Genomic DNA, 21,554 nt, shown 5'->3' with positions numbered 1-21,554 from the left:
GCAAAAATGGCCGGTTATCCGTGGGGCTGCGTAAGGCATTGCCCGCAGGCTTAACGTAAATAAGCTGTTGAAATTCCTGTTTCTTCTTTTCGGACCTAAGAGTGTAGGCCAGTTCAATTCTGGGTAGTCCGATGTTGAAGCGTTTTGATGGGCCTGGACGACCAATCTGCCGATTCAGAATGACGCGCCGCGCCAGTGTGCGGTCATGAGGCGGCGGATTTTGCGACCGCTCGCTTTCCGGCCGGTGCGGCGTGGGCCGCCAGCTTTGCCGGCGCGGATTTATCCGCGCTTTGAATCGGTGGAAATCGGCGGGCTGCCGGTGGCGCGGCTTGATCGTAAGCAGACCGCGCGCCTGTTGATCGATCTGGCGGTGAAATATCGCCGCCGCGACCGGCCCTGGATTGCCACCAGCATTAATGGCCAGGTGCTGTCAGAGGCGGCGCGCCAGCCGGCCTTGCGTGAGGCGGTGCGTTTTGCCGACGTGATCAGTTGTGACGGGCAACCGCTGGTGATGGCGAGCCGGCGGGTGACCGGCTTTGCGCTGCCGGAGCGGGTGGCGACGACCGATCTGTTTCACGACGTGGTGACGGCGGCGCGTGAGCGGGTGGTCAGCATGTATTTCCTGGGCGGCACCGAGGGTGAGAATGCGCGGGCAGTGGCTGCGGTGCGCGATAGCTATCCGCATCTGCGCATTGTGGGGCAGGGGCACGGTTATCGTACGCATCGGCAGTGGATAAGCGTGGTGCGCGACATCGACCGGCTCGGACCCGACATCGTCTGGCTGGGACTGGGCGTGCCGCGCGAGCAGGAATTCTATATGCGGTTTGCCCATGCCATGCCCAATGTCGGGCTGATCAAGACCAGTGGCGGGCTGTTTAATTTCCTCTCCGCTTCAGCCGCGCGGGCGCCGCAATGGATGCAGGATAATGGCCTGGAATGGGTTTACCGCATGGGGCGTGAGCCCCGGCGCCTGCTGTTCCGCTATCTCACCACCAGCCCGCATGCGGCCATGCTGATGCTGACGCGCCAGAAATGGGGCAAGGGGATAGCCGAACTGGGCGAGCGCATTGACCGCTGGTAACGGTGGCTGGAACTATTTTTCTGCGTTTTCCTGTCGTGGCGCACATTCAAACGCCATCTGATCGCGCCTTGGCTTTTCTATAACGCGTCTTGTTCCCGAGGGAGACGAATGTGCCTCAAGCCCTTGCGCAGCAAGGGTTTCCGCCATTTTCTGGCTTGATGCTGCCGCGTTCCGGGCCTAACCAATCAGCCTAAGCGAGTGCCGTGTTGAGCGGCTATGGAGCATAGCTGCTGTGACCAGCAATCGACTGACGCATCTGCAGACCCTGGAAGCCGAGAGCATCGAAATCCTGCGCGAGGTCGCGGCCAGTTTCGAGCGTCCGGTGATGATGTATTCCATCGGCAAGGATTCCAGCGTCCTGCTGCATTTGGCGCGCAAGGCGTTCTATCCGTCCAAAATTCCGTTCCCGCTGCTGCATGTCGATACGACGTGGAAGTTCCGCGAGATGATCGCGTTTCGCGACAAGATGGCCGAGGATTACGGCTTCGATCTCATCACCCACACCAATGCCGATGGTGTGCGTGACAACATCAACCCGTTCGATCACGGCTCCTCGCGCTATACCGACATCATGAAGACTGCTGCCCTGCGGCAAGCGCTCAACGCCGGCCAGTATGATGCGGCCATTGGCGGGGCGCGGCGCGACGAGGAAAAGTCCCGCGCCAAGGAGCGGGTCTTCTCCCATCGCAATGCTGGCCATGCGTGGGACCCCAAGAACCAGCGGCCCGAGCTGTGGCGGGTGTTCAATACCCGCCTTAATCCGGGCGAGAGCATGCGCGTGTTCCCGCTGTCGAACTGGACCGAGCTCGATATCTGGACCTACATTTATTCGGAAAATATCCCGATCGTGCCGCTCTATTTCGCCCGGGAACGGCCGGTGGTGGAACGGTTCGGCACGCTGCTGATGGTCGATGACGACCGCATGCCGCTGGGCAAGGATGAAGTGCCGCGGCACGAGTTGGTGCGGTTCCGCACACTGGGTTGCTATCCGTTGACCGGCGCGATGCGTTCGACGGCGACGAGCCTGCCCGAAATCATCATGGAAATGCAGGCGAGCCGCACCTCGGAGCGCGAGGGACGCCTGATCGACAGCGATCAGGTCGGCTCGATGGAAAAGAAGAAGCAGGAAGGCTATTTCTGACGATGACCCTGCCAATGGCCACGCCTGACACCGATATCGATCTCTGGCTAGATCAACAAACCGACAAATCCCTGCTGCGCTTTCTCACCTGCGGCAGCGTGGATGACGGCAAATCAACGCTGATCGGGCGGCTGCTCTATGACAGCCAGCTGATCCTCGATGACCAGCTCGCCAGCCTCAAGAAGGAAAGCCGCAATCGCACCACGGGTGACGAGGGGATCGATTTCTCGCTGCTGGTCGATGGTCTTTCCGCCGAGCGGGAGCAGGGCATCACGATCGATGTGGCCTATCGGTTTTTCTCGACCGACAAGCGCAAATTCATCGTCGCGGACACGCCCGGCCACGAGCAATATACCCGCAACATGGCGACCGGTGCCTCCAATGCCGATCTGGCGCTGCTGCTGATCGACGCCCGCAAGGGCGTGCTGACGCAGAGCCGGCGGCATAGTTTCATCCTGTCGCTGATCGGCGTGAAGCATGTCGTCCTGGTGGTCAACAAGATCGATCTGGTCGATTACAGCCAGGACGTGTTCGATAGAATAGTTGCCGAATATCGCGCTTTTGCGGAGCCGCTGGGTTTCAAGACGCTGGCGGCCGTGCCGGTTTCGGCGCTGCGGGGCGACAATATTCTGGGCCAGAGCGCCAATACGCCGTGGTATCGCGGGCCGGGCCTCGTGCCCTATCTCGAAGGCATCGAAGTTGCCGATGACCGCGCCAGCCAGAAATTCCGGTTCCCCGTGCAATGGGTGAACCGGCCGAACCTGGATTTCCGTGGTTTTTCCGGCACGGTAGCGGCGGGCGTGGTCAAGGTGGGCGATGACGTGCTGGTGGCTGCCTCGCGCAAGCCGGCACGGATCAAAGCCATTGTCACCATGGATGGCGAACTCGATCAGGCGGTGGCGGGGCAGGCGGTGACGCTAGTGCTCGACCGCGAGGTGGACGTGTCGCGTGGCGATGTGCTCACCCATGCGGGCGAGACGCCGGAATTCTCCAATCAGTTCCAGGCCCGCGTGGTGTGGATGAATGAGGAGCCGGCCTATCCGGGGCGCTCCTATCTGCTCAAGATCGGCTCGCAGATCGTCCCCGCGACGATCACCGATCTCAAGTTCCGCACCAATGTGAATACGCTGGAACAGACGGCGGCGACCAAGCTGGACCTCAATGAGGTGGCAACGGTTACCATCGCAACGGACCGGGCCATTGCCTTTGATCCCTATGCGGCCAATGCCGTTACCGGTGGCTTCATTCTGGTCGACCGGATTTCCAATGCTACGCTGGGCGCTGGAACCGTGGAATTCGGCCTGCGCCGGGCGCAGAACCTGACCTATCAGTCCTTCGATGTGAATCGGCAGGTTCGCGCGGATATGAAGGGGCAGCAGCCGCAGATCGTGTGGTTCACCGGGCTTTCCGGCTCGGGCAAATCCTCGGTCGCCAATCTGCTGGAAAAGCGCCTCACGGCTGAGGGCAAGCACGCCTATATCCTTGATGGCGACAATGTCCGCCATGGGCTCAACAAGGATCTCGGCTTTACCGAAGCGGCGCGCGTGGAGAATATCCGCCGTGTGGCCGAGGTTGCGAGGCTAATGGCCGATGCCGGGCTGATCGTGCTGGTCTCGTTCATCTCACCCTTCGAGAAGGAGCGGCGGCTGGCGCGTGAAATCGCCGGCGATATCACCTTCACCGAGGTCTATGTGGATACCCCCATCGAGGTGTGCGAGGCGCGTGACCCCAAGGGGCTCTACAAGCGCGCCCGGGCCGGCGAGATCAAGAATTTCACTGGTATCGACTCCCCGTTTGAAGCGCCAACCAACCCGGAGTTGGTGCTGCATGGCGCCGAGCATGAACCGCTTGATCTGGCGGATCAGCTGCACGGCTTGCTGCGGTTTTAAGGCCGGATTATTACGAGTCGGGGAAGGCGCGCTGCGCCCTCCCGCTTTCAAAGCCGCCTTGCTTCCCTCAACCAACTCGCTAGGCTCACCCCAATAGGGGGAGCGAATATTGGCCAAACGCAGGGCAAGGCGTACATCCAGCGGCAAGGCACATGCCTTGGCCGTGTGGATAGCATCGCGGCATTTGCCGCGGCATGGCACTTTCTTCATCGCTTTGGTGGTCGGATCCGTCGTGCTGCTGCTCAGCCTCTGGCTGGCGCCGGTCTTTGCCGTGGTGTTCGGCGCAATCGCGCTATTCATGACCTATCTGGTTCTGGTGGCACTGATGCTGCCGCTGTTGAACTCGGAATTCCTGCGCTCGCGCGCGGATGAGGCCGACACGCCGACCGGGCTGATCTTTGCCGTTGTCATCGGCGTGGTTGCCGTGTGCAGTGCCACGCTGTTCATGGCGCTGAACGGCAGTGAAGGGCCGCGGGTCGTCGAGGTCAGCCTGAGCATCGTGTCGGTGCTGTTGAGCTGGCTCGTTGTCCACACCATGGCGTCGCTGCACTACGCCTATGAGTTCTATGAGCGCGCGGTGGAGGGTGGCGACGCGGTGGCGGGGGGCTTGGATTTTCCCGAGGGCGACGGCCCCGATGGCCTGGCTTTCCTATATTTCGGCTATGTGATCGGGACGGCCTTTGCGGTGTCCGACATCCGCGTCACCTCAGCCAAGATGCGTAAATTCGTGCTGGTGCACTCGGTGTTCTCGTATTTCTTCAATACGCTGATCGTGGCGGCTACGGTCAATGTCGCGGTGGCCGTTGGGGCGGGGTGACACCTTGGGCGGTTGCCGCCCCGGCCCGCTTTGTGCAACACCATCGCCAAAGACATGCCCCAAGGAGAATCTGCCATGAAGACCCGCGCCGCCGTCGCGTTCCAGGCTGGAAAGCCGCTCGAAATCGTCGAAGTGGATCTTGATGGCCCCAAGGCGGGCGAAGTGTTGATCGAAATCAAGGCGACGGGCATTTGCCACACCGATGACTTCACCCTGTCGGGCGCGGACCCGGAAGGCCTGTTTCCCGCCATTCTTGGTCATGAAGGCGCGGGCGTGGTGGTCGATGTGGGGCTCGGGGTCACAAGCCTCAAAAAGGGCGACCACGTCATCCCGCTCTACACGCCTGAATGCCGCGAGTGCTATTCCTGCCGCTCGGGCAAGACTAACCTGTGCACGGCCATCCGCGCCACGCAGGGGCAGGGGCTGATGCCCGATGGCACCTCGCGCTTCTCCTTCGAAGGCAAGCCGATCTTCCATTATATGGGCTGTTCGACCTTCTCGAATTACACCGTGCTGCCTGAGATTGCGGTCGCCAAGATCGATGCCTCGGCCGCCTTCGACAAGGTCTGCTATGTGGGCTGCGGCGTCACTACCGGCATTGGCGCGGTGATCAATACGGCCAAGGTCGAAATCGGCGCCACGGCGGTGGTGTTCGGGCTGGGCGGCATTGGCCTCAATGTCATCCAGGGTCTGCGGCTGGCCGGCGCCGATATGATCATCGGTGTTGATCTGAACAATGATAAGAAGGCCTGGGGCGAGCGCTTCGGGATGACGCATTTCGTCAATCCCAAGGAGATCGAGGGCGATATCGTGCCCTATCTGGTCAACCTCACCAAGCGCCGGGGCGATCTGATCGGCGGGGCCGATTACACCTTCGATTGCACCGGTAACACCACGGTTATGCGTCAGGCGCTGGAAGCCAGCCATCGCGGTTGGGGCAAGTCGGTGGTGATCGGTGTTGCCGGGGCCGGCAAGGAAATCTCGACCCGCCCGTTCCAGCTCGTCACCGGCCGCACCTGGATGGGCACGGCTTTCGGCGGCGCCAAGGGGCGCACCGATGTGCCGAAAATCGTCGATTGGTATCTCGATGGCAAGATCGAGATCGATCCCATGATCACCCACACGCTGCGCCTCGAAGACATCAACAAGGGCTTCGAGATGATGCATTCAGGCGAAAGCATCCGCAGCGTCGTGGTTTACTGACGCCGGTTATCGACTCTCGTACCGCTTTTGCATCACCCGCCCTTTGAAGGCGGGTGACTCGCTGACGAGTTTGAATGGCTTGTGCTGGAGGATTGCCTTCAGCAGTTCGCTTGCTTCCCCGTTTTGCGGGGTGAATGCATATAGGCGCTGGCCGGCTGCGCCATAGAGATAAAGCCCGTTGACCGAGGGCTTGTTGGTGACCAGCGATTTGATGTCGGCCAGGGCGATACGCGTGCTTGGCTTGCCCTTGGGTTCTATCAGCAGGTTATCGTCGTCGAAGCTGACCTGCATCGGCGTGCTCATGAAGCGCAGCAGCAAAGCTACGGGCAAGAGCACGATGATGCCGATCACAAAGGCAAAGCGGCCAATGCCGCCCTCGGCGCCGCTATTCACAAATTCGGCTGAGGCGTCGATGCCAAAGACGAAGAACACCAAAGCGAGCAGGGCGGCGAGATAGAGCAGACCTATTGCGATCACGCGCCTGCGCTCTTGTTGACGGAAGCTAATCGTGTTCGTCATTTTCTGCTCGCTCATGGAAACTGGCGTCGGAAGCTGCCTGATTCCCGGGCTGTTGTCTGAGAAATGGTGGCGTGAGGGTGGCTTTCACCGCCGCTCATTCCAGCCAAGTCGTCTCAAACAGCCCGGCCTCGTGGATATCGATATTCTCGAGGGGACCGGGGCCGGCATTCTCGAATTTGTGTGGCACGCCTGCCGGCGCAACGACGATCTGCCCTTCCACCGCTTCGAACACGTCGCCGCCGACGGTGAAGCGCGCCCGGCCCTTGCGGATGATGAAAGTTTCGGGGTAGGGATGGCTGTGCAGCCGCGGCCCACCCCCGACTGCCTCGGTGTGATTGAAGATCACCGAAATGCCGGCCCCATCTGGCCCGCCCTCCCACTCTCCTGACCATCGATCTGCTGGCGAAGCGGGGTAAGCCCACGCCGTGCGCTCGATCACTTTTCCAGCCATTTCCCTCTCCCGTAATCCGTGCGACGACCGCTTCGGCAGCGTCGCCCCTTCTTCATGTCAAAGGACGCATCATGACCATCCACGCCGACAACATCTTCATCATCACCGGTGGTCCCGGCGCCGGCAAGACCACGCTGCTCGACGCCGCCTCCGCGGCCGGCATTCGCGTCGGGCGCGAGGCCGCCCGGGCTATCATCCAGTCACAGACCGCCATTGATGGACCCGCTATGCACTGGCGGGACAAGGCGCTTTTCGCCGAACTCATGCTCGACCGCGATATCCAGACCTTTCAGGCATTGAGCACATCGGCCGAACCAACGCTGAGCGACCGTGGTATTCCCGATCTTGTCGCCTATGCCCGCATGTTTCCGCTCGCATACGATGCGCATTTCCGGCGTGCCGCGGAGCTCTATCGCTGCAATCGCATCGTCTTCTTTGCTCCGCCCTGGCGTGAGATTTTCGTGACGGATGCCGAGCGCATAGAGGGGTGGGAGCATGCCGTAAGCATCTACGCGCCGATGCGTGACGTTTATGCCGAACTGGGCTATCGCATTGTCGAACTGCCAAAGGTGCCCGTCGCCGAGCGGCTGGCCTTTGTGAGAGATGTCATCGCCAATGCCTGACCCAACCATATTCGTCGATGCCGATGCCTGTCCGGTGAAAGACGAGGCAATGCGGGTCGCCGAGCGCCTTGGTCTGGTGGTCACTTTCGTCAGCAATGGCGGCGTGCGCCCATCGCGCGATCCAATGGTGCGTGTCGTAGTGGTCGCTGCCGGCGCCGATGCGGCTGACGACTGGATCGTGGAACAAGCGCACGCCAATGACATCGTGCTGACGGCAGATATTCCACTGGCGAGCCGCGCCATCGACAAGGGCTGCCACGTGCTCGGATTCACCGGTAAGCCGTTCACACCGGCCTCGATCGGCATGGCGCTGGCTATGCGCGATCTCAAGCAACATCTGCGCGAGACCGGGGAGATCAAGGGCTATAATCCCGGCTTCCGCCCGGCTGATCGCTCGGCTTTTTTGAGTGCGCTCGATACTTTGGGACGCAAGGCGAAAGCGGCTGCGGGTAAGTAGTCGTTAAGGTCTCGCGAGGGGAATATTAACCATAATAGCAAAAAGTGAACTCAGCTGTGGTTGTGCAGAGTTCAGGTCGTGTCGCTTACGCGTTTTGCTGTTTGTCTCGTATTTGTCGGTGCGTCTCTGGGAGCTTGCGCCAAGCCGCCCAGCCATCTCACCACCAGTGCCGACCTCGCGCCGCATGCCTATCAGGCGACGGACCGCACGATCACCAATTCCATCTTTGCCGGGTCAAAGCCGGTCACCGACCAGCCTATGCCCGAGCGGATTTTTACCTCGGGCCACCTAGCGGGCCGGACCCTGGCCGTGGCATCGACAGCCGACATCATCCTGCGTCCTGGCGAAGTCATCCTGACCTTTGACGATGGCCCGCGACCGGGCAAGACACCGGCTATTCTGGACACGCTCGACGCGTTCGGGGTCAAAGCGACCTTCCTCATGCTGGGCCGCGCTGCCGCGGCCAATCCCAAGCTCGCCGCCAGCGTTGCGCTGGCTGGGCACACGGTGGGTAGCCACACCTATGACCATGCCGATCTGTCGGGCAAGACCCATCAGGAGGCGCTGGACGACATCGCCCAAGGCGAGCGCGCCATTTCGGCGGCGCTGGCGCAGTCGGGGCAGGTGCTGTCGCCGTTTTTCCGCTTTCCCTACCTGGCGCAGACCGGCTTCCTGCGCACTAATCTCATGCTGGGCAATATGGTGGTGCTCGACGTCGATATCGACAGCAAGGACTATTATTCCGATACCAGCGAACAAGTCGCCGCCCGCACCATGGCGCGGCTGGAAGCGCGCGGCAGCGGCATCATCCTGTTCCACGACATCCACCAGCGCACAGTCGACATGTTGCCCGGCTTCCTCGCCCAGCTCGAGCAGAAGGGCTACAGTGTTGTGCGCCTCGTGCCCAAGGATAGCGGTGTCTTCGGTCGCGACGTGATCACGGCTGATGCTCCGGTAATCGGCGGGGCGCTGCGGCCGGGTGCTCCGCATCCAGGTCCTGTCCTACAGTAGTGTAGAGAGTAATTCGGAACGTCCAAATTGAACGGATTTCATCGAGTTTTTAGGCCTGAGTGAAATCGGAGGTGCCCAATAACGGTAATCGGGAAGCGGACCAACAACTTTTTGTCAGCTGGTCAGAAAAGCAGCCATTAGTTGATGGCGGATTGGGGCGGTTACGGTCATGCCTCCTCCAAGGCTGACCCTAACGACCGTCGTGACACCCTGCTATTTTTCAGCCTCTCGCCGAACGAGCCGATCTCGCTAAAGACGGGCAATAAGCTCTGCCCCAACTCCGACAAGACATAGGCTTCGGCGCCTTCGTGGCGGGTCAGTGTCGCCCCACGCTCAACCAGTCCGGCGTTCTCCAATTCACGCAGGTTCCGCGTCAACTCCTTTGCGCTGATTCCCTCAATCGAGTGGAGCAAGCGATTGAAGCGCTGTGCGCCGCCCAGGAATAGCGACCGCAAGACCAGCAACTTCCATCGGCCCGCGATCACCTCGATTGCCGCCTCGACCGGGCAGGTCGATGCGGCTTCGGGGAAGGCCGCATCGAGGTGTTCGTCCGCGATCCGAGCCGGGAGGTTACCTCGCGGTGCGTTGATGACTTCCGCCATTATCGGGCCCTTACGGTAAGGCTAAACAATCAGGCACTTATGGCAATGCTACATACCGATCCGAGATACCTCAATCCCCCGACCTGGCTCGACCGCACGGAGTATCCCTTCACCTCGCGATACTTCCAGACGCCCAGCGGACGGATGCATTACATCGACGAGGGTAAGGGTGAAACGCTCGTATTCATCCATGGCAACCCGAGTTGGTCATTCGAGTATCGTCGACTGATCGCGCATTTCAGGAACGACTATCGCTGCATCGCAGCCGATCACATTGGCTTTGGACTGTCTGATAAGCCCTATGAAGCGTCCTATCTCCCGCAGTACCACGCGAAAAATCTTGCATTGCTGCTGGATTCGCTCGAACTCGACAGAGCGACGCTGGTTATGCACGATTGGGGTGGCCCGATCGGCATGTCGTGGGCATTGGATCACCCGGAACGGGTTTCGCGCTTGATCGTGCACAACAGTTGGTGCTGGTCGGTCCAGGATCAAAAGGCCATCCGAGCTTTCAGCGATTTGGTTGGCGGGCCGGTTGGTCGCTTTTTGTGCCGCTATCTCAATGCTTTCCCGCGTGTGGTGATGCCGGCTTCGTTCGGCGACAAGGCGAACCTGTCGGATATCGCTCGCCGCCACTTTGTAGCGCCTTTTCCCACGCCTCGCTCACGCAAGGGAACATGGGTGTTTCCTCGAGCAATTATCGGGGAGAGCGAGTGGCTTGATGGGCTCTGGCAGCGTCGTGAGACGCTTTCGAAGCTGCCCCTGCTGCTGCTTTGGGGGATGAAGGACGCGGGGTTAACGGGCGATGTGCTCGCACAATGGGAAGGCGCTTTTCGGCGTCATACGACCGAACGGTACGCCGACGTCGGCCATCATGTCCCGGAAGAACTCGGTGACCGCGCGATCGCCCCGATCGAACGCTTCTTGACCGCCAATCCCGCGAACGAGGTGCACCCGTGAGCCGGCAAGGTGCTGTTCTCCCGATCGGCGCACGGGCAGGAACCCCTCGAGAATTCGTCGCAGTAGCTGCTTTGGTCAGGTCTGCACGATGAAAGTACTTGTTCTAGGCGCAAGTGGTCGACTTGGTCGACACATCGTCGGTGGCCTGCTGGGTCGGGGCCATAGCGTGCTCGCCTTCATTCACAGCAACAACGTTCTTGCCTCTCACAGCCAGCTTGAGGTGTTTCGCGGCGATGTCCAGGACGGAGTGGGGGTGGGCGCCGCCATTCAGGGCGTTGACGGGGTTGTCTCGGCGCTGAGCAGTGCGGCCGCCCCGCCGAAACGCGTGACGTCAAACGCGATGCGGCACGTCATTCCAGCGATGACGGCGTCTGGCGTTCGACGAATTGTTTCGGTGACTGGTTCAGCAGCGTGTCGGGACAACGAGCGCAGGTCGCCGCATCCGTTTCTACATGCGCGCCGCGAGCAGCTGATGCGGGTCATCCCGGAACTGGTGATCGATGGTGAGGAGCATATGAGAGCGCTTGAGGATTCAGAGCTCGACTGGACCGTGATTAGGGCGCCTCTGATGCAGGGCGAGTTCAATGGCAACTACACGCTCTCACTGGACCCGCCGCCGGTCCATACGATTTCGTCCTACGCCGCGGTTGCGGCGGCGATGATTGATCAGCTTGCGTCGGATGAATGGTTCGCGGCTGCGCCATTCGTCAGATAATTGCCGCCAGCCTGATGGTTGCAACCCACAGGCACACGGCTGCACCAAGGACGCTAGGGATGACGTCCGCTTTCAGGACCCGGATCAGGTCCGCCCATCGACCGAACGGGGGCGCGAGGCTGGTGTTGCCCTGTGACGGCGAACGTCGGCATTTGGAAAATCGTACTGAGGATCCGAATGGCCGAAATGGGGGCGGCACCCGCCGCCCGGTAGGTTGCCGCTTTGGCCGATGGGCCGGTCCGGAAACGATGAATGCAGGCCGAGCCGATAGGTACCGCCAGGGCAAAGTCCACGCTGCGCGGACAGCTATCCCTGATGCAAACCCACATCGACAATGGCAATGTTGAGCAGCCGTGTCATCGCTTCGAAGGCGCCGATGCTGTCCCGCATGCGGATGCGTTCGATCACTTCGCCATGATTGGGCAGGGAGGCGCCGGGCTCCCGGGCGCGAGAAATGGTCAGGCGGAACGAATAGGCCAGCGCCGCGCCGATCGTATTGGACAATTGCTGGAAGACGATATTGCCGCTGGCCCGCAGCAGGGCGGTGTGGAAATCGATATCGGCCTTATTGAAGGCTTCGAAATCCTGCACCGACTTGAAGCGGCTCATGCGGGCAAAGGCGTCCTCGAGAGGCGCGATTTCGCCGGCGGTTGCCCGCAATGCGGCAAAGCGGGCGGCTGCCGGCTCGATGACCTGCCGCGCTTCGATCAGGCTCAGTACTAGCTCGGCGCTGGGCTGCAATTCCATGGACCAGGCCAGCACGTCCGGATCGAGCAGGTTCCAGTCCTCCCGGGCGCGGACCACGGTGCCGATGCGTGGCCTCGTCGTGACCATGCCCTTGCTATCGAGCACCTTGATGGCTTCGCGCACCGCGCTGCGGCTGATGCTGAAGGTTTCGCAGAGATCGGGTTCAGGGGGGAGCGCGCTGCCGGGCGGATATTGCAGGCTCAGGATGCGCTGCGCGAGGGTCTTGACGACATGGCGATGCACGCGCGGCTTGAGCAGGGGCTTGCTCGTTTCGGCCATGGACAAGGGAGGGATCCTTTTCGTCTGCTCTGGGGCAAGCCTTAACAGGGGTCTGGCGGCGGCGCCAAGCGCTCACTCATGATAGAGCACCGAGCGGCCGCCATCGATGGCGATCGAGGTGGCATTGATGAAGGGGGCTTCGTCGCTGGCGAGGAAGACCGCCGTCATGGCTACCTCTTCCGGCTTGCCGATGCGCTTGGGCGGGTGCAGATCATAGGTGCGCTGCCGCTCGGCCGCCGGATCGGGGAAGGTATTCCAATAGTCCAATGCCAGTTCGGTCTCGATATAGCCCGGCGCAATGGCATTCACCCGAATATTGCGCGCCGCATATTCGATGCCCAAGGCCCGGGTCAGGCCGAGTAGGCCGTGCTTGGCCACGGGATAGGGGAAAGTGCCGGGGATGATAGTTGAGCTGTGCGAGGAAGCGATATTGACGATGCTGCCGGCATTGCGCTCCAGCATGGCGGGCAATGCTGCCCGACACATGCGCCACACGCCCTCAAGGTCGACCGCCATGCAGCGCTGCCATTCGGCATCGCTGGTTTGCAGCGGTTCGTGAAAGACATTGATCCCGGCATTGTTGACCAGCACATCGATGCGGTCGAACCGCTCGCGTACCATGCCAATGGCCGCGTCCACCGAGGCCTGGTCGGTGACGTCGGTCTCGATGAAAAAGGCATTCTCGCCCAGCCGTTCGGCCGTTGCCGTGCCCGTTGCATTGTCGCGCTCGGCGATCACGGCGATTGCGCCTTCGCGCACAAAGGCCTCGGCTATGGCGGCGCCGATGCCGCGGCCTGCGCCGGTAATGATCGCGATCTTGCCGTTGAGCCGCATGTCTACCAATCCACTATGGTCCCATCCGCCAGCACCGCATTCTGCGTGTGCAGCACTTCCTGCTTATAGGGGTGCCGGGCGCATTCCGTCTCGTCTACCACGATGCCGAGGCCCGGCGCGTCGGGCACCTGCCAGAAGCCGTCCACGCGGCGGATCGGGCCTTGCACCACGTCGAAATACCAAGGCACTGCGCCGACCATTTCTTCCTGGATGACGTGGTTGGGGGTCGAGATGGCGAAATGCAATGCGGCGACCCCGGCAATGGGACCTAGCGGATTATGCGGGGCGACGCCGATGCCCAGGGCCTCGGCGCGGGCAGCGATCTTTTTGGCTTCCAGCAAGCCGCCGCAATGGCAGATATCGGGCTGCACGATATCGATGGCGCCGGTGGCAAAAAGTGCATCGAATTCGGTGCGATCGATCAGCCGCTCCCCGGTTGCCAAGGGCACATTGGTGCGCTGCGTCAGGCGTGCCAGGCTCTGGAAATCGCCCGGGGGCACGGGCTCCTCAATGAACATCGGCCGGCCCGGCGCCAGGGCCTCGATATAGGCGAGGGCGGCGCCGGCCGAGGCGGGGCGGCCATGAAAATCCACCATGATCTCGATGTCATTGCCCACCGCCGCGCGCATCGCTTCCATCATGCGGGCGACCCTGTCTACCTCGGGCAGGGGGGCATGGTAATGGGTATAGGGCACGAAGACCGCCTTGAAGGCGCGATAGCCGTTCTCGACCACTTCGCGCGCGCGCTCGACCAGCGGCTCGATGGAGTCGGTCTCGTAGACGGCCCGCATGTCGCCCATGCCCAGATGGGTATAGACCCCGACCTTGTCGCGCACCTTGCCGCCGAGCAGCCGCCAGACCGGTACATTGAGATGCTTGCCCAGGATATCCCACAGCGCCAGCTCGATGCCGGATACCGCGCTCATGCCGATGGCGCCCAATCGCCAGAAGCTCTGCTTGGTCATGACACGCACGGCCTGCTCGATGTCGCGCGGGTCGCGGCCGAGCAATAGCGGCGTCAGGTCTTCAATGGCGCCCGCGACGGCGCGGGTTTTCCACTCCAGTGTCGCCTCGCCCCAGCCGAACAGGCCCGGCTCGTCGGTCTCGACCTTGACGAACACCCAATTGCGCATTTCGGCATTGACCACACGGGTATGGATGGCCGTGATCTTCATTCTTAAACTTGCCTATCATCTGATTATTGTGACTTGTGCCGAGCTGCTACTCGCCTGTCAAGGCACCTAAGCGGCTAATCATAATATTGACGGCAATCATTCATCAGATTATTAAAAGCGGAGACGGAGGAGCGCTGCATGGTTTCCAGTTCGGCTTGGAATGGGGTTCGTAGGAATGGCGCCTTCTATGCGTCCATTGCCCCGTTCTTCCTGATTTTCCTGGCATTTTCCATTTTCCCCGTCGCCTTTTCGTTCTATCTGGGCCTATCCGACTGGGACGGTTTCAGCGATCCGCACTTCGTCGGGCTGGCCAATTATGGCCGGGCCCTGAACGATCCGGTGTTCCAGAAGGCGATCTGGAACACGCTCTATCTGTGGTTCTGGTCGACCCTGTTCACCGTGGGGCTGGCGCTGGCGCTGGCCGTGCTGGTCAATGACCATGTGATCGGTGGGCGAACCTATTTCCGGCTGGTCTTCCTGCTGCCGCTGCTGGTGGCGCCGGCGATCGCCGCCATCATCCTGCGGGTGTTCTTCACCTCCAATGGCGGCATCGTGAACATGCTGATGGGCGCCGCGCAGGGGCAGCCGAGCTATTTCAACTGGCTGGCCTCGGAGGCCTGGATCAAGCCGCTGGTGACACTGCTGGTGATCTGGCGCTGGACCGGCTGGCACATGATCATTTTCCTCGCCGGTCTGCAGGCCATTCCGCGCGACATCTACGAGGCGGCTCGCCTCGAGGGTGTCGGGCGCTGGGCGATATTCTCGCGCATCACGCTGCCCCTGCTCGTGCCTTCGCTGGTCTTTTCCATCGTTACGGCGACGCTGGGCGGCTTGCAGATGTTCGACGAGCCGTTCGTGCTCACGCAGGGGCAGGGTGGCACCAATAATTCCACCACCACTTTGGGCATGTATCTGTATGCCACCGCGTTCACGCAGTTCGATTTCGGGCTGGGCGCGGCGGTCAGCTGGTATATTTTTGCGGCGGTGGTTGGCTTTACCCTGCTCAGCCGCGCGGTCAACCAGCGCCTGGGGGTGTCGGCATGATCAAGCTGCTGGCCAATCGCGAGCGCCGCTTCAACCTGCTGGTGACACTGGCGCTGTTTGTGGTGTCGCTGATCTTCGTGCTGCCGCTCTATTGGACGGCGGTGTTTGCGACGCGGACGCTGAGCGAGGTCTTCCAGTTTCCGCCGCCAATTTGGTTCGGCGATGCGCTGTTCGACAATTATGCGCGGATCGAGGCGGTGTTTCCTCCGTTCCGGCCGATCATCAACAGCCTGATCGTGGCCGTGCCAAAAACGCTCGGCCTGGTGTTGGTGAGCGCCTTGGCGGGCTATGGTTTTGCCCGCTATGTGCGGGCACCCGGGCGCGGGTTCCTGCTGGCGGCGACCTTTGCCACCCTGTTCTTTCCGCCCTCGCTGGCGCTCATTCCGTTCTTTTTGCAGATGAGCTGGATCGGCTGGCTCAATACTTTCTGGCCCTTGATCGTGCCGGCTGTCGCCTCGGGGTTCGGGGTCATCTGGATGTACACTTATATCGGCTCGACCGTGCCGCGCGAATTGTACGAGGCGGCCGAAATGGATGGCGCCAAGGGCTTTGCTACGTTCTTCTTCGTCGTCCTGCCGATCATACGGCCGGGTCTGGCCGCCCTGGCGGTGTGGACGGTGATCGGCACTTGGAATGACTTCCAACTGCCCTTGGTCGTTTTGGGCGATGGCACCCGTTTCACCGTGCCGCTGGCACTGACGACGCTGTCGACCACTCACTATTCCGATACGCCCGCCGTGATGCTCTCAACGCTCATGGGGCTCGTGCCGGTGTTCGTCCTGTTCGCCCTGCTCAGCCGACAATTCATCGCGGGGCTGACATCCGGCGCGGTCAAATCCTGATCGTGGCAATGCAAAGTTCAAGGAGGGAACTCATGCGACCAATTAAGACTGCTCTTCTCTCGGCCATGGCCGCCCTGGCCCTGGCATCGGCACCCATGGCGCAGGAGGCGGCGCCGTATCGTCCGGGCCCCGAAACGTCGGGCACCATCAAGGTGTGGACCTGGCCCAATAATGACCGCACCTTCCAGGCGCTGATGCCGGCATTCAACGCGGCCTATCCCAATATCAAGGTCGAGGTGCAGGGCTTTCCCAATGCCGACAGCCAATATCTCAATACGCTGCAACGCGCTTTGTTGAGCAATTCCGGCCCGGACGTTGCCATGATCGAGATCGGGGTGCTCGCGCTGTTGCGCGAACGGCCGCAGTGGGTGGACCTGGCACAGGACCCCTATAATGCGGACGAGTTGATGAGCCAGTTCGCGCCCTTTGCCGCCGCCAATGTCACCCGGCCCAATGGCAAGGTCGTCGCGCTACCCAAGCATACCGGCCCCGGCGGGCTGTTCTACCGGCGCGATATCTTCGAGGAAGCGGGCCTCGCCAATGCGCCGGCGGATGTCGAGGCGCTGTTTTCCGATTGGAACACCTTCATCGAAGAGGGCCAGAAGGTGGTCAAACCCAACGAGCGCTGGCTCATCGCCAATGGCATGGAAATCGTGTCGACGATGATGGCCCAACGCGGCGTCAACTGGTTCGATGCCGAGGGTCAGCTACAGCTGGACAATCCGGTGGTGCTCGAGGCGCTGCAGGTGGTGGACAGGGCCGCCGATGCCGGTCTCATCTCGCCTTTTGCCATGTGGTCGCCGGAATGGCAGGGCGCCTTCGGCCGCGGCCAGATCGCCACGATCATGTCCGGCAACTGGTTCGGCGGCTTGCTCAAGCGCGCCTTCGCGCCTGACGATGACGGCAAGTGGGGGGTGGCTGCGGCTCCCGCCGATAGCACCGGCAATCGCTCCTTCAACGCCGGGGGCGATCATATCGGCATTCTTGAAACTTCGCAGAACAAGGAAGCCGCCTGGGCCTTTATCAGCTGGGTGGTGACCGATGGCGAAAGCCTCAAGCAGCAATACCAGAACGACGACCTCTATCCGGCCTGGACGCCGGCGGGCACCACTGACTGGATCAACTTCGCGGACCCCTATTACGACGGCCAGAACGTCAACGAGGTTTTTGCCCAGGTTCAGGCCAATCTGATCCCCGCCACGCTCAATACGGATGACAGCGTGGTCAGCGCCGCCATGCAGACGGTGGTCAACAATATCGTCCAGGGCGTCTCGACGCCCGAGCAGGCGCTGGAACAGGCCAAGGCCGAAGTCGCCGCGCGGCTTTGAATTTCCAGGGCGGTGGGTCTCCCGCCGCCCAATTCCTCAATCTCTATCGCACGAGACGTTTCATGCTGTTCAGCCTCGATCTTTCCGGTACCTGGTCCTTCGCGCTTGATCCCAAGGGGGTGGGCCTCGAACAGGATTGGGCCGCAAGCCAACTTGCCGATACGATCGCGCTGCCCGGCAGTGTCGACGAGGCCGAAAAGACGCCGCTGACCACGACCGCGACCATGGCCTATCTCAGCCGACGCCACCCCTATATCGGCAAGGCCTGGTATCAGCGCACGATCACCATTGCCGCCGAGCAGGGCGAGCTTTTCCATTGGCTGTTCCTCGAACGTCCGCATGGGCAGGTCGACCTCTATGTCGATGGCATCAAGGTGGCGCGTGACGAAAGCCTGTCGACGCCCAACCGCTTCTTCCTGGGCAAGCTCGCTGTGGGCGAGCATGTGTTGACCATGCAGATCGACAATAGCCGGTTCGAGGCGGTTGGCGATTCTCACCTGCCGCGCAATCCCGATGTCGCCCATTCCAAATCGGATCATACCCAGACTAATTGGAATGGTGTGGTGGGGCGCCTCGAATTGCAGTCGCAGGCCGCGGGCATTGCGCGGCTGGCGGTTTTTGCGCCGTCAAGGTCGATTCGGATCGAGCTGGAGCTAGAGGCCTATGACACCGAAACCTTCTGGCCGACTTTCTGGAAGGGTGAGCACAGTGACATTGTCCGGTTCACGCTGCGGCTCGCCGGGCAGGAACAGCTCGTCGTCGATCATCCGGTGCAGATCACTTCGGCGCTGACGCATGCGACGATCACGCTGGACCTGCCGGAGGCTGCGCGGCTATGGGATGAGTTCGATCCCGTGGTGCACCAGATCGACGCCGAGTGGCTGCGGGATGGACAGGCGCTCGATCGGGCGACGAGCCAATTCGGCATCCGGTCGATCACCACCCAGGGGCGTCATATCCTGCTCAATGGACGCCGTATCTTCCTGCGCGGCACGCTCGATTGCGCCATTTTCCCGCTGACCGGCTATCCGCCCACTGACAGGGATGGTTGGCGCAAAGCCATGGGCACGGCCAAGGCCTATGGGCTCAACCATATCCGCTTTCACTCCTATTGCCCGCCCAAAGCGGCATTCGAAGTGGCGGACGAGTTGGGCCTGATCCTGCACGTCGAGACGCCCATTTGGGCGTTTTTGGGCACCGATCCGGCGCTCGATCGCTATATCCATGCCGAGGCCGACCGCATCGTGGCCGAGTATGGCAATCATCCGAGCTTCCTGATGTTTGCCGTCGGCAACGAGGTTTATGGCGGGCGCATGCATGCCTTCCTCGAGCGGTTCGTCGAAGGCTGGCGTAGCCGCGACGACCGGCGCATCTATAATGGCGGTTCGGGCTGGCCCACCACCGAGCGGGCGCAATATGTCAGCAAGCCCGAGCCGCGCAGCCATCGCTGGGGCGAGGGCATTGGAAGCCGCCTCAACGCGCGGCCGCTGGAAACGCGCACCGATTGGTCGGAATGGGTGGAGAAAGTGCCCATGGCGCTGGTCAGCCACGAGATCGGGCAATGGTGTGTCTACCCGGACCTCCAGGAAATCGCCAAATATACCGGCGTGGTCGAGGCGCGGAACTTCATGCTGGTGCGCGACGACCTCGCCGCCAAGGGCATGCTGGACCAAGCCGATAGCTTCATGCGCAATAGCGGGGCGCTGCAGACCATGCTCTACAAGGAAGACATCGAGGCGGCGCTCCGTACCCCCGATTTTGCCGGTTTCCAGCTGCTGGGCCTGCAGGATTTCCCTGGCCAGGGCACGGCGCTGGTTGGCGTGGTCGACGCCTTCTGGGACGAAAAGCCCTATGTCACGCCCAAGCGGTTCCACGAATTCTGTGCGCCCACCGTGCCGCTGTTGCGTGCCGATGGCTTCGTGATGCGCCAGGGCGAGGTTTTTGTCGCCGATCTGCAGATTGCCCATTATGCCACCGGCGCCCTGCCTGCGAGTCAGGTGTCGGTGCGGGTGGTGGACAATGCCGGGCACCAGCATGGCGAATGGTCATTGCCGTTGCGGGACCTCGCCACCGGTGCCTTGCATGATATTGGCAAGGTGGAGATTCCCACCGCGACGCTGCCCGAGGGGCTGCATGAAGTGCTTATCACCGGCAATGGCTTTGCCAACCGCTATGAATTGGCGGTGCTGGCGGCCAGCGGCCAGGCGGCGCTCGATATCGTGCATGACCTTGATGCCGATCTGCTTGCCCAGGTCGCGGCGGGGCGGAGCCTTGTTCTGGCGGCGGCTCCCGAAAGCATGGTTCCCAATGCCGAACTTGGCCACACCGTGCTGTTCTGGAACACGCTATGGACCCGCGATCAGCCGCCGCACACGCTTGGCCTGATCAACGATCTCGACCATCCGGTGTTCGCGAGCTTCCCCGCTCTGGAGCACAGCAGCTGGCATGAATGGGAGCTGACGCATGGCCGCAGGGCATTCGATGTAAGTGAGCTGCCGGCCCGCCACATCATCCGCGTCATCGACGACTGGAACAAGAACCGCGACCTGGCGCTGGTGGCCGAAATACGGATCGGCAAGGGACGGTTGCTACTCTGTGCGGCCGATATCGAAACCGATCTGGACCAGCGGCCGGTCGCCGCCAAGTTGCGGGTCGCACTCGCCAACTACGTGTCGGGCGAGGGCACTGCGGCGCCGGAGGTTGCGGGGGCCGATGTACTCTCCTGGTGGGAAAGGGTGCGCGCATGAGCGAGATCGTCCTCAAACAGGTCCGCAAGAGCTATGGCGGCTCCGAAGTCATTCATGGGGTCGATCTGCAGGTCGGGGAGGGCGAGTTCTGCGTGTTCGTGGGACCCTCGGGCTGCGGTAAGTCGACCTTGCTGCGGATGATTGCGGGGCTTGAGGATATCAGCGGCGGCACGGTCGAGCTGGGTGGCCGGGTGGTCAACGATGTCGAGCCCTCGGCGCGGGGCCTCGCGATGGTGTTCCAGTCCTATGCGCTTTATCCGCATATGAGCGTCAAGGCGAATATGAGCTTCGGGCTGCGGATGACCGGGCACTCCAAACAGGAGACCGAAGCCCGAGTGGTGGAAGCCGCGCGCATCCTGCAACTCGACAGTCTCATGGACCGCAGGCCAAGCCAGCTGTCGGGCGGACAGCGACAGCGGGTGGCGATCGGCCGTGCCATCGTGCGCCAGCCCAAGGCATTTCTGTTCGACGAACCATTGTCCAATCTCGATGCCGAATTGCGCGTCGCCATGCGGGTCGAGATTGCCAAACTGCATCGCGATCTCGGCGCGACCATGATCTACGTCACCCATGATCAGGTCGAAGCCATGACGCTGGCCGACAAGATCGTGGTGCTGCGCGCCGGCGTGGTGGAGCAGGTGGGCTCACCCGCCGAACTCTATACCAATCCCGGCAATGTGTTCGTCGCGGGGTTCATCGGCTCGCCGCGAATGAACCTGCTGTCTGCTGTCTCTGACGGGCAGAGCGTGTCGCTTGGCGCTATGCAGTTTAAGCCATCGTTGAACGCGCCGCCGCCCGCCGGTCCGGTGACGATCGGCATCCGGCCCGAACAGTTCGAGGCCCAGCATGATGGCGTCGTGCTCAAGCTCGCGGTCGAGGTCGTCGAAAATCTGGGCGCCAGCTCGATCGTGCATGCCCGCCTGCCGGACGGGCAGGAAGTGCTGGTCGAGCAGCGCGGCAAGAGTCGTGCCGGGGACGGGGAAATGATCGAGGTTCGCGTCGAGCGGCAGGAAATCCTGTTCTTTGGCGCCGATGGCATCCGGCTACGGTGATTTGAGCAGCTGCCAAGGCCGCGCGAACAGCGCGATT

At 61.8% G+C, this 21,554-nt stretch carries 21 protein-coding genes; 15 read left to right on the top strand and 6 right to left on the bottom strand.

The features are described from left to right. The first annotated feature begins 220 nt into the window (after positions 1 to 220). The 5 genes from ACI3KW_RS06995 (at position 221) to ACI3KW_RS06975 (ending at position 6,131) form a co-directional block, all read left to right on the top strand. Entirely contained in the window at positions 221 to 1,081 is an 861-nt protein-coding gene (locus ACI3KW_RS06995) for a WecB/TagA/CpsF family glycosyltransferase (protein ID WP_262167268.1), read from the top strand. A 232-nt stretch (positions 1,082 to 1,313) separates the two neighbouring features. Beyond that, positions 1,314 to 2,222 (top strand): sulfate adenylyltransferase subunit CysD, encoded by a 909-nt coding sequence (gene cysD / locus ACI3KW_RS06990; RefSeq protein ID WP_113121959.1) that lies wholly within the window; start codon positions 1,314 to 1,316, stop codon positions 2,220 to 2,222. Positions 2,223 to 2,224: 2 nt separating this feature from the next. Further along, positions 2,225 to 4,111, top strand: a complete 1,887-nt coding sequence (gene cysN, locus ACI3KW_RS06985) for a sulfate adenylyltransferase subunit CysN (protein ID WP_404847473.1) — start codon at positions 2,225 to 2,227, stop codon at positions 4,109 to 4,111. 109 nt (positions 4,112 to 4,220) lie between these two features. After that, complete coding sequence (locus ACI3KW_RS06980) at positions 4,221 to 4,928, top strand: DUF1345 domain-containing protein (RefSeq protein ID WP_404847472.1); 708 nt, start codon at positions 4,221 to 4,223, stop codon at positions 4,926 to 4,928. 75 nt (positions 4,929 to 5,003) lie between these two features. Further along, the gene (locus ACI3KW_RS06975) at positions 5,004 to 6,131 is read left to right on the top strand and encodes an S-(hydroxymethyl)glutathione dehydrogenase/class III alcohol dehydrogenase (protein WP_404847471.1); all 1,128 of its coding nucleotides are present in this window, start codon (positions 5,004 to 5,006) and stop codon (positions 6,129 to 6,131) included. Between the two features lie 6 nt (positions 6,132 to 6,137). Here ACI3KW_RS06975 and ACI3KW_RS06970 read toward each other — a convergent pair whose 3' ends face one another. Both ACI3KW_RS06970 and ACI3KW_RS06965 read right to left on the bottom strand, forming a co-directional pair. Then, positions 6,138 to 6,665: a hypothetical protein gene (locus ACI3KW_RS06970; protein ID WP_404847470.1), complete on the bottom strand. Its 528-nt coding sequence runs from the start codon at positions 6,663 to 6,665 to the stop codon at positions 6,138 to 6,140. 79 nt (positions 6,666 to 6,744) lie between these two features. Further along, positions 6,745 to 7,101, bottom strand: coding sequence for a cupin domain-containing protein (locus tag ACI3KW_RS06965; RefSeq protein WP_404847469.1), 357 nt, complete (start codon positions 7,099 to 7,101; stop codon positions 6,745 to 6,747). Between the two features lie 71 nt (positions 7,102 to 7,172). On the opposite strand from ACI3KW_RS06965, the gene ACI3KW_RS06960 reads away from it, so the two are divergent. From ACI3KW_RS06960 to ACI3KW_RS06950, 3 genes are all read left to right on the top strand, one after another. Further along, positions 7,173 to 7,724, top strand: coding sequence for an AAA family ATPase (locus ACI3KW_RS06960; protein WP_404847468.1), 552 nt, complete (start codon positions 7,173 to 7,175; stop codon positions 7,722 to 7,724). Continuing rightward, entirely contained in the window at positions 7,717 to 8,181 is a 465-nt protein-coding gene (locus tag ACI3KW_RS06955) for a YaiI/YqxD family protein (protein WP_404847467.1), read from the top strand. Before ACI3KW_RS06960 ends, ACI3KW_RS06955 begins: the two co-directional genes overlap by 8 nt. Before the next feature lie 78 nt (positions 8,182 to 8,259). After that, on the top strand, positions 8,260 to 9,192 hold the full coding sequence (locus tag ACI3KW_RS06950) for a polysaccharide deacetylase family protein (RefSeq protein WP_404847466.1): 933 nt from the start codon (positions 8,260 to 8,262) through the stop codon (positions 9,190 to 9,192). A gap of 167 nt (positions 9,193 to 9,359) precedes the next feature. Here the strand turns inward: ACI3KW_RS06950 and ACI3KW_RS06945 are convergent, their stop codons facing one another. After that, complete coding sequence (locus ACI3KW_RS06945) at positions 9,360 to 9,794, bottom strand: helix-turn-helix domain-containing protein (RefSeq protein WP_262167283.1); 435 nt, start codon at positions 9,792 to 9,794, stop codon at positions 9,360 to 9,362. Positions 9,795 to 9,938: 144 nt separating this feature from the next. Here ACI3KW_RS06945 and ACI3KW_RS06940 point away from each other — a divergent pair, with 144 nt between their 5' ends. Further along, positions 9,939 to 10,754: an alpha/beta fold hydrolase gene (locus tag ACI3KW_RS06940; protein ID WP_262167285.1), complete on the top strand. Its 816-nt coding sequence runs from the start codon at positions 9,939 to 9,941 to the stop codon at positions 10,752 to 10,754. A gap of 88 nt (positions 10,755 to 10,842) precedes the next feature. Beyond that, complete coding sequence (locus ACI3KW_RS06935) at positions 10,843 to 11,469, top strand: NAD(P)-dependent oxidoreductase (protein ID WP_404847465.1); 627 nt, start codon at positions 10,843 to 10,845, stop codon at positions 11,467 to 11,469. A gap of 306 nt (positions 11,470 to 11,775) precedes the next feature. Here ACI3KW_RS06935 and ACI3KW_RS06930 read toward each other — a convergent pair whose 3' ends face one another. The 3 genes from ACI3KW_RS06930 to dgoD form a co-directional block, all read right to left on the bottom strand. Beyond that, positions 11,776 to 12,495, bottom strand: coding sequence for a FadR/GntR family transcriptional regulator (locus ACI3KW_RS06930; protein WP_404847464.1), 720 nt, complete (start codon positions 12,493 to 12,495; stop codon positions 11,776 to 11,778). Between the two features lie 72 nt (positions 12,496 to 12,567). Beyond that, positions 12,568 to 13,329: an SDR family oxidoreductase gene (locus tag ACI3KW_RS06925; protein ID WP_404847463.1), complete on the bottom strand. Its 762-nt coding sequence runs from the start codon at positions 13,327 to 13,329 to the stop codon at positions 12,568 to 12,570. Between the two features lie 2 nt (positions 13,330 to 13,331). Then, positions 13,332 to 14,504, bottom strand: a complete 1,173-nt coding sequence (gene dgoD, locus ACI3KW_RS06920; protein ID WP_404847462.1) for a galactonate dehydratase — start codon at positions 14,502 to 14,504, stop codon at positions 13,332 to 13,334. Positions 14,505 to 14,642: 138 nt separating this feature from the next. Here dgoD and ACI3KW_RS06915 point away from each other — a divergent pair, with 138 nt between their 5' ends. The 5 genes from ACI3KW_RS06915 to ACI3KW_RS06895 all read left to right on the top strand — a co-directional run bounded on the left by ACI3KW_RS06915 (position 14,643) and on the right by ACI3KW_RS06895 (position 21,517). Then, on the top strand, positions 14,643 to 15,548 hold the full coding sequence (locus tag ACI3KW_RS06915) for a carbohydrate ABC transporter permease (protein ID WP_404847461.1): 906 nt from the start codon (positions 14,643 to 14,645) through the stop codon (positions 15,546 to 15,548). Then, positions 15,545 to 16,390 carry a carbohydrate ABC transporter permease gene (locus ACI3KW_RS06910; RefSeq protein WP_262167294.1) on the top strand — a complete coding sequence of 282 codons (846 nt, stop codon included), beginning with the start codon at positions 15,545 to 15,547 and terminating at the stop codon, positions 16,388 to 16,390. Before ACI3KW_RS06915 ends, ACI3KW_RS06910 begins: the two co-directional genes overlap by 4 nt. 32 nt (positions 16,391 to 16,422) lie before the next feature. Then, positions 16,423 to 17,718: an ABC transporter substrate-binding protein gene (locus tag ACI3KW_RS06905; RefSeq protein WP_404847460.1), complete on the top strand. Its 1,296-nt coding sequence runs from the start codon at positions 16,423 to 16,425 to the stop codon at positions 17,716 to 17,718. Between the two features lie 62 nt (positions 17,719 to 17,780). Continuing rightward, positions 17,781 to 20,465 (top strand): sugar-binding domain-containing protein, encoded by a 2,685-nt coding sequence (locus ACI3KW_RS06900; RefSeq protein ID WP_404847459.1) that lies wholly within the window; start codon positions 17,781 to 17,783, stop codon positions 20,463 to 20,465. Beyond that, complete coding sequence (locus tag ACI3KW_RS06895; protein WP_404847458.1) at positions 20,462 to 21,517, top strand: ABC transporter ATP-binding protein; 1,056 nt, start codon at positions 20,462 to 20,464, stop codon at positions 21,515 to 21,517. Before ACI3KW_RS06900 ends, ACI3KW_RS06895 begins: the two co-directional genes overlap by 4 nt. Positions 21,518 to 21,554: the final 37 nt, after the last annotated feature.

It is taken from the genome of Devosia sp. ZW T5_3 (genome assembly GCF_044987315.1).
In the GTDB taxonomy this organism is placed as follows: Bacteria; Pseudomonadota; Alphaproteobacteria; order Rhizobiales; family Devosiaceae; genus Devosia.
Note: the sequence above shows the minus strand (reverse complement) of the source record. Positions and strands in the feature narration are given on the sequence as shown.

Coding starts and splice junctions, on each gene's coding strand:
- cysN (WP_404847473.1), top strand. CDS start 2,225: ATGACCCTGCCAATGGCCACGCCTGACACCGATATCGATCTCTGGCTA.
- ACI3KW_RS06975 (WP_404847471.1), top strand. CDS start 5,004: ATGAAGACCCGCGCCGCCGTCGCGTTCCAGGCTGGAAAGCCGCTCGAA.
- ACI3KW_RS06970 (WP_404847470.1), bottom strand. CDS start 6,665: ATGAGCGAGCAGAAAATGACGAACACGATTAGCTTCCGTCAACAAGAG.
- ACI3KW_RS06965 (WP_404847469.1), bottom strand. CDS start 7,101: ATGGCTGGAAAAGTGATCGAGCGCACGGCGTGGGCTTACCCCGCTTCG.
- ACI3KW_RS06960 (WP_404847468.1), top strand. CDS start 7,173: ATGACCATCCACGCCGACAACATCTTCATCATCACCGGTGGTCCCGGC.
- ACI3KW_RS06955 (WP_404847467.1), top strand. CDS start 7,717: ATGCCTGACCCAACCATATTCGTCGATGCCGATGCCTGTCCGGTGAAA.
- ACI3KW_RS06945 (WP_262167283.1), bottom strand. CDS start 9,794: ATGGCGGAAGTCATCAACGCACCGCGAGGTAACCTCCCGGCTCGGATC.
- ACI3KW_RS06940 (WP_262167285.1), top strand. CDS start 9,939: ATGCATTACATCGACGAGGGTAAGGGTGAAACGCTCGTATTCATCCAT.
- ACI3KW_RS06935 (WP_404847465.1), top strand. CDS start 10,843: ATGAAAGTACTTGTTCTAGGCGCAAGTGGTCGACTTGGTCGACACATC.
- ACI3KW_RS06930 (WP_404847464.1), bottom strand. CDS start 12,495: ATGGCCGAAACGAGCAAGCCCCTGCTCAAGCCGCGCGTGCATCGCCAT.
- ACI3KW_RS06925 (WP_404847463.1), bottom strand. CDS start 13,329: ATGCGGCTCAACGGCAAGATCGCGATCATTACCGGCGCAGGCCGCGGC.
- dgoD (WP_404847462.1), bottom strand. CDS start 14,504: ATGAAGATCACGGCCATCCATACCCGTGTGGTCAATGCCGAAATGCGC.
- ACI3KW_RS06915 (WP_404847461.1), top strand. CDS start 14,643: ATGGTTTCCAGTTCGGCTTGGAATGGGGTTCGTAGGAATGGCGCCTTC.
- ACI3KW_RS06910 (WP_262167294.1), top strand. CDS start 15,545: ATGATCAAGCTGCTGGCCAATCGCGAGCGCCGCTTCAACCTGCTGGTG.
- ACI3KW_RS06905 (WP_404847460.1), top strand. CDS start 16,423: ATGCGACCAATTAAGACTGCTCTTCTCTCGGCCATGGCCGCCCTGGCC.
- ACI3KW_RS06900 (WP_404847459.1), top strand. CDS start 17,781: ATGCTGTTCAGCCTCGATCTTTCCGGTACCTGGTCCTTCGCGCTTGAT.
- ACI3KW_RS06895 (WP_404847458.1), top strand. CDS start 20,462: ATGAGCGAGATCGTCCTCAAACAGGTCCGCAAGAGCTATGGCGGCTCC.